This window comes from Pseudomonas sp. 18058, from assembly GCF_902706155.1.
Classification (GTDB): Bacteria; Pseudomonadota; Gammaproteobacteria; order Pseudomonadales; family Pseudomonadaceae; genus Aquipseudomonas; species Aquipseudomonas rustica.
In genome coordinates this window covers 55,060-61,150 of record NZ_CACSJY010000038.1, presented here as the reverse complement: position 1 = coordinate 61,150, position 6,091 = coordinate 55,060, and the positions used below count along the sequence as shown (strand labels likewise).

Annotated in this window: 6 protein-coding genes and 1 pseudogene; 4 read left to right on the top strand and 3 right to left on the bottom strand. The window is 56.8% G+C overall.

All coding sequences use genetic code 11. The features are described from left to right. Together GVL50_RS29095 and GVL50_RS19745 are read left to right on the top strand one after the other, a co-directional pair. Positions 1-118, top strand: a pseudogene (locus tag GVL50_RS29095) (IS110 family transposase); the annotation flags it as partial. Between the two features lie 221 nt (positions 119-339). Continuing rightward, on the top strand, positions 340-627 hold the full coding sequence (locus GVL50_RS19745) for a hypothetical protein (protein ID WP_159814828.1): 288 nt from the start codon (positions 340-342) through the stop codon (positions 625-627). 37 nt (positions 628-664) lie between these two features. Here GVL50_RS19745 and GVL50_RS19740 read toward each other — a convergent pair whose 3' ends face one another. The 3 genes from GVL50_RS19740 to GVL50_RS19730 form a co-directional block, all read right to left on the bottom strand. Beyond that, a complete protein-coding gene (locus GVL50_RS19740; RefSeq protein ID WP_159814827.1) occupies positions 665-1,015 on the bottom strand; it encodes a hypothetical protein in 351 nt (116 codons plus the stop codon). Positions 1,016-1,112: 97 nt separating this feature from the next. After that, positions 1,113-2,693 (bottom strand): arylsulfatase, encoded by a 1,581-nt coding sequence (locus GVL50_RS19735; RefSeq protein ID WP_159814826.1) that lies wholly within the window; start codon positions 2,691-2,693, stop codon positions 1,113-1,115. 251 nt (positions 2,694-2,944) lie between these two features. Continuing rightward, on the bottom strand, positions 2,945-4,531 hold the full coding sequence (locus GVL50_RS19730) for a GMC family oxidoreductase (RefSeq protein ID WP_159814825.1): 1,587 nt from the start codon (positions 4,529-4,531) through the stop codon (positions 2,945-2,947). A 133-nt stretch (positions 4,532-4,664) separates the two neighbouring features. On the opposite strand from GVL50_RS19730, the gene GVL50_RS19725 reads away from it, so the two are divergent. Continuing rightward, positions 4,665-5,666 (top strand): AraC family transcriptional regulator, encoded by a 1,002-nt coding sequence (locus GVL50_RS19725; RefSeq protein WP_159814824.1) that lies wholly within the window; start codon positions 4,665-4,667, stop codon positions 5,664-5,666. Positions 5,667-5,779: 113 nt separating this feature from the next. Then, positions 5,780-6,037 (top strand): hypothetical protein, encoded by a 258-nt coding sequence (locus GVL50_RS19720; protein ID WP_159814823.1) that lies wholly within the window; start codon positions 5,780-5,782, stop codon positions 6,035-6,037. The last annotated feature ends 54 nt before the right edge of the window (positions 6,038-6,091 follow it).

Here is a 6,091-nt window from a genome sequence, read left to right as displayed (position 1 = left end):
TCATCGAAACAAGGGCAAGGCCACCACTGAAGCGCTGGTGATTTTGTCACGTAAACTCGCGCGTATTGCATACGCGCTGCTGAAGAGCGAGAAAGCATACGTCAGCAAAACTGCCTAAAAAACGTTGTTCGCAACCATAGAATCTCCCACAGTTTGACTGCGTTGGCCAGAGGTAACGGGCTAGTCGGATTACTGTAGGAGCTGCCGAAGGCTGCGATCTTTTGATGTTGATCTTAAAAACAGATCAAAAGATCGCAGCCTTCGGCAGCTCCTACATGATCCTTGGGCATACCGGCTAGACTCATGCCATCGCGGCTCTCTCGCAGCAGGTGAAACGGGATGATCGGATTACAGAGGTGCCGGAGTCCGTTATGGGCCTGGCTCACGTTGGTAGCGATCAGCCTGACGTTGATCTCAGGCTGCTCGAGCCGAAAGCACTATCCGCCATCAGGCGTCGGCGACAGTTGTTACGCCAAGGCATTACCAACGGTCGGCGAGGGCGGTCTCGCGTGGGGCTCCAGCCTGAACATGGCTCGCCAAAAATCCTTGAACAACTGCATCCGCTATGCCGGTCGTTCCGGTGGCACGCCGAACACCTGTCAGGTGGTGTTAGCCAAATGCAAGTAATCCCGGCCCACTTTTGCGCAGTGGGCCAGGCGGCAAATTACAGGCAGCTTTGCACAGTGTCCAAGTGCTTCCTGGATATCCAGCGATAGGTCGATGCGTAATATTTCGCCACCGAACCGGACGCATCAGGCTGAATATCAACGAAGTATGCCGAGCCCGTTGTGGCGACCGTAATCGCGCCTTTCTTGCCCGGTTCCTGAGTGGCCCCGGATCGGCCCTCGAACACCGAAAGGTTCTCCCAGCCATGCTGTACGCAGTCGGCAATCACCTTGACGGCTTTTTTCGAATGCAGCACTTGGCGCGGTTCTTCCTGGCGCAGTTCATTCATCGAGGGTGCCGCACAGCCTGCCAGTGACGCCAGCGTCAACACCCATAGGGCTGCCTTCATATGTTCTTCTCCCTGAATAATGGGGCTTTCTCCAGGCGCGACATACGGGATGCCGCGTCTGGAGAAAGCTTTGCGATGCCGCTCTCAGGCGCTCGTCTTACTGTTTTGCCTCGTCCTTCATTTTTTCAGCGATTTTTGCATCGACCGCCGCGCGGATCTGATCAACGCTGAAGCTCGCCGGTTTCTGGCTAGGCGGGTAATCGACGAAGGTCTGCAGGAACGCTGCGGACTTGCCGACGGCCATTTCGGTCAGATAAACGTTTTTGGTCGTCCAGTCGTAGTACTGGTCGGAAACGATATCGGCACGTTCATACGGGTCCATGCGCAGGTTGAAGATTTTCGGTACGCGCAGGCACACGAACGGTTCGCTCCAGACCTTGAAGCCGCCCGGTGCGCGTTGTTCGCAGAACACGGCTTTCCAGTTGCCGAAACGCATCGACACCAGCACGCCATCGTCGTTGAAGTAGTAGAACTCCTTGCGCTCACCTTTAGGGCTCTGGCCGGTCAGGTACGGCAGTTGGTTGTAGCCATCCAGATGCACTTTGAAATTGGTGCCACCGGAAGTCGGCGCCCAGCCTTTGAGTAGCTTGTTGGTGACATCGGTGTCACCCGCAGCGGCGAGCAGTGTCGGGAACCAGTCCAGACCCGAGAACAGCTCGTTGGACACTTCACCCGGTTTGATCTTGCCTGGCCAGCGAACCATTGCTGGCACACGGTAAGCACCTTCCCAGTTGGAGTTCTTTTCGTTGCGGAACGGTGTGGTTGCCGCATCGGGCCACGACCACTGGTTCGGGCCGTTGTCGGTGGTGTAAACCACGATGGTGTTATCGGTGATTTTCAGGTCATCGAGGGTTTTCAGCAGTTTACCGACGTCACCGTCGTGCTCGATCATGCCGTCGGCGTAATCGTTGCCCGGCATGCCGCTTTGGCCCTGCATTGAGTCACGTATGTGCGTAAACGCGTGCATGCGGGTGGTGTTCATCCAGACAAAAAACGGTTTGTCCGCTTTCGCCTGTTTCTCGATGAAAGCCTGTGCGGCGGCGGTGGTTTCGTCGTCGATGGTTTCCATGCGTTTTTTAGTCAACGCACCGGTGTCTTCGATTTTGCCATCGGCAAAGCTGTGAATGACGCCGCGAGGGGAGGTGGCTTTGACGAACTCCGGGTCATCCTTCGGCCAGTACGGACGCTCAGGTTCTTCTTCGGCATTGAGGTGATACAGGTTGCCAAAGAACTCGTCGAAACCGTGGTTGGTCGGCAGGTATTCATCCTTGTCGCCCAAGTGGTTCTTGCCGAACTGACCGGTCGCATAACCCTGGGATTTGAGCGCCTGAGCGATGGTGATATCGCGTTTTTGCAGGCCGACCGGTGCGCCGGGGATGCCGACTTTCGACAGGCCGGTACGCAGTGGCGTCTGGCCAGTGATGAAAGAAGATCGACCTGCCGTGCAGCTGTTCTCCGCGTAGTAATCGGTGAACATCATGCCTTCTTTGGCAATCCGGTCGATGTTTGGCGTTTTGTAACCCACCACGCCCATTGAATAGGCGCTGATATTGGTCTGGCCGATGTCGTCACCAAAAATCACCAATATGTTGGGTTTCTCCGCAGCCATGGCCGAGGCTGAGATGACCGACGCTGCAACTAACGCAAACGTAGGTAACCACTTACTTAAATCAGTCATACCTACAACTCCTTTAGACAGGTAGTCCTTACGGACTTATGACGTGCCATCACTTTGCCCTCGTGCAAACTTTACGGAATGCCCGTTTCACCTTAGATGGCGTGGGTGTTTTCGCCTCCAGTGCGCGTGTCTAAATATGACATTTGCCCTCTGACGAACCTCTGAAATCAAACCAAGTACTTGATGTCACGACAATTAACGCAGCCAATTAAGTTGCGACTTTTCTGACAGATAAAACTTCTCATCGACGCTTAACGTGCATTGATAATCCAGTCAGCGGCACGTTCGGCAATCATGATCGAGGCTGCATTGGTGTTACCGCCCACCAGGGTCGGCATGATCGATGCGTCAACGACGCGGAGCCCTTCGATCCCGTGCACGCGTAACTGACTGTCGACCACGGCGAGTTCATCGTTGCCCATCTTGCAGGTGCCGACCGGGTGGTAGATGGAGTCTGCACGCTGGCGCAGTAACTGGATCAGTTGCTCGTCCCCGTACAAGCCTTCGCTGAGCACATCTTTCAGACCGAAACGTGCCATGGGCGCTTGCTGGATGATCTCGCGGGCCATGCGGTATCCCGTCAGCAATGTCTCGACGTCATCGTCATGGCCTAGAAGATTTGGGTCGATGCGAGGCGGGGCGGTAGGGTCAATCGACTGCAAACCGACGCTGCCTCTGCTTTTTGGGCGCAGCACGCAGACGTGACAACTGAAACCGTGCCCCCAGTGCAATTTGCGGTTGTGGTCGTCGATCATCGCGATCACTGAATGCAACTGGATGTCCGGACGCGTCAGGCTGCTGTCGGTTTTCAGAAAAGCACCGCCTTCAGCGAAGTTGCTGATGAACGGCCCCCGACGATGCCTGACGTAATCAAGCCAGGCCTTGCCCATGTTGATGCCGCCGCTTACAGAGATGCCCATCAATGACGTATCGGGGCTTTTGTACTGGAGCACGACATCCGGATGATCCTGCAGATTCTGGCCGACCCCCGTAAGTTCGTGCAGAACCGCGATGCCTTGAGGTTTGAGCTCCTCTTGCGGGCCAATCCCCGACAGCATCAGCAACTGCGGGCTGCCAAAGGCGCCGGCACTGAGCAGAACCTCGCGCCGGGCCTTGATGGTTTGCCGGTCACCGTTGCGGCAAAGCGTGACACCGACGGCTTTTTTGTCCTCTAGCACAATGCGCTCGGCGACCGCCGACGTCAGCACGGTGAGGTTTTTGCGCGTGTGTCGAATCGGTTTGAGAAACGCGGTGGCCGTGCTCCAGCGTCGACCCTCGCGGATCGTCACGTCGTACTGGCCGATGCCTTCCTGATCGACACCGTTGAAATCCGCGTTGTAGCGGTGCCCGGCCATCTGACCCGCGTCGATAAAGGCCTGAGTCGCTGGATGTATCGGGTTTTTGCCGACGTACAGCTCACCGAGCGCGCCGTGCAGATCGCAGGCACCGCGGTAGTTCATCTCGCTCTTGCGAAAGTACGGCAGCACCTCAGCAAACGACCAGCCCGGATTGCCCTGCGCCTGCCAATCGTCAAAGTCCGTGTGATGGCCACGAATATAAATCATGCCGTTGATCGAACTGCTACCGCCCAGCGTCTTGCCCCGTGGTTGATAGCCGTAACGCCCTTTCAAGCCTGGCTGCGCAACGGTCTTGAACGCCCAATTGACATGCCGCGTCGGCACTATCGCTGCGACGCCCACCGGTGCGTGGATCAGTGGTGAGCGGTCTTCAGGCCCTGACTCCAGCAAACACACCGTGACGTGCGGGTCTGCACTCAGGCGATTGGCCAGAACGCAACCGGCTGAGCCGGCACCGATGATTACGTAATCGAATTCCATTACAGAGCAATCCCGAGCGAGTGAGCAGTGGCAGCGTCGCGATGACGCAGCGGTAAGTACCCCGGGTTGATTGTTGGCTTGTAGGACAAGAAAATTATTGATCTCTCATGACATTTATTTGATATTTGGTGACATGACTTCATTAATAAGAACAACCTCGTTCACCGGTTTTCGGCAAGTCACCAGCCAGCTCGGCGGCGATGCAGACCGCATGCTCGAACGCTTTCGGATCAATCCGCAGTTGCTGGAGGACGAAGAGGCGCGCGTGCCTTTACGCTCTTTGGTGGGCCTGCTGGAGTTTGCCGCGCGCGAGCTGAACTGCGCCGATTTCGGCCTGCGCATGGCCGAATATCAGGATTTGCACGTACTCGGGCCGATAGCAGTGATCGCCCGAACCTGCGCCACGGCGGGGGAGGCGCTGGCGCAAATCATCCGCTTCATCGGTTACCACAGCCCGGGCATTCAGCTCGATCTGGATCACAGCGAGGCCGGCTCTCCACGACTGGTCATCGACATCCGGCTCTCGGGCCCGGCTCCCCGCCGGCAAATGATCGAACTGGCGATGGGCGTGGCGCATAACGGTATGAAGCTGCTGTATGGCGACCATTTCGTCGCGCAGTCGGTACTTTTTTCCAGCACACATTTGACTGGCAAAACCTACCGGCGCTATTTCAAAACGACGGTGCAAACCGGCCAGCCCTGTAATGCGCTGGTGTTAAGCAATGAGCAACTGAATCAGCCGATCGAACAGCAGGCGCCTTATCTGCATCAGGCGCTTGAGCAGTATTTCGATCAGTTCGATTTGCAGGCCACCTCGGACGTGGTCAAGCAGGTGGAACGTCTGGTGCTGCGCATGATGCCGATCCAGCGTTGCCGCTTGCCTTTGATCGCAGAGCAACTCGGGATGCACGTGCGTATGTTGCAGCGAAGGTTGGCCGAGCAGGGTCGCAGTTTCGATGACGTTGTCGAGACACTCCGTAAAGAGCGCAGCGAACACTATCTGGGGCAGAGGCACATGCCGATGTCGCAGGTCGCCGGGCTTCTCGGCTACAGCGAGCAAAGCGTGTTCAATCGCGCGTGTCAGCGTTGGTTTGCGATGTCGCCGGGGGCGATGCGGCGCCAGTTGCTGGGCTAAGACACAATCATTGACGCTATCAATAACAACCATTAACCCAATGAAGTTCTCATATTGATCGCGCGGCGTAAGATCAGCTCCATACCCAACCACTGCACCACGGAGCTCACACCATGAAACGCCAAACCCTGCTCGGCATTGCTTTCTCGATCTTCGCCCTGAACGCTTTTGCTGCGACTGAAACCGATCCGCTGTTCAGTGACGCGGTTGCCGCAACGGAAACCGACCGGTTGTTCAGCGACTCGGTTGCCGCGAACGAAACCGATCCTCTGTTCAGTGACGCCGTTGCCGCCGACGGTTCGGATCGACTGAAGGGCAATCTGGTTGCCGAGGGTGGCGCCGACCGTCTGCTCGAACGCCGTAACGCCTGAATGCGCAGTTTTACCGCAAGCCTTAATGAAAAAGCCCGGCTTGATCAGCCGGGT

What these genes read in the sequence shown, in the direction of transcription:
- GVL50_RS19725 (WP_159814824.1), top strand. Translation starts at nt 4,665, where the DNA reads ATGACTTCATTAATAAGAACAACCTCGTTCACCGGTTTTCGGCAAGTC.
- GVL50_RS19745 (WP_159814828.1), top strand. Translation starts at nt 340, where the DNA reads ATGATCGGATTACAGAGGTGCCGGAGTCCGTTATGGGCCTGGCTCACG.
- GVL50_RS19740 (WP_159814827.1), bottom strand. Translation starts at nt 1,015, where the DNA reads ATGAAGGCAGCCCTATGGGTGTTGACGCTGGCGTCACTGGCAGGCTGT.
- GVL50_RS19730 (WP_159814825.1), bottom strand. Translation starts at nt 4,531, where the DNA reads ATGGAATTCGATTACGTAATCATCGGTGCCGGCTCAGCCGGTTGCGTT.
- GVL50_RS19720 (WP_159814823.1), top strand. Translation starts at nt 5,780, where the DNA reads ATGAAACGCCAAACCCTGCTCGGCATTGCTTTCTCGATCTTCGCCCTG.
- GVL50_RS19735 (WP_159814826.1), bottom strand. Translation starts at nt 2,693, where the DNA reads ATGACTGATTTAAGTAAGTGGTTACCTACGTTTGCGTTAGTTGCAGCG.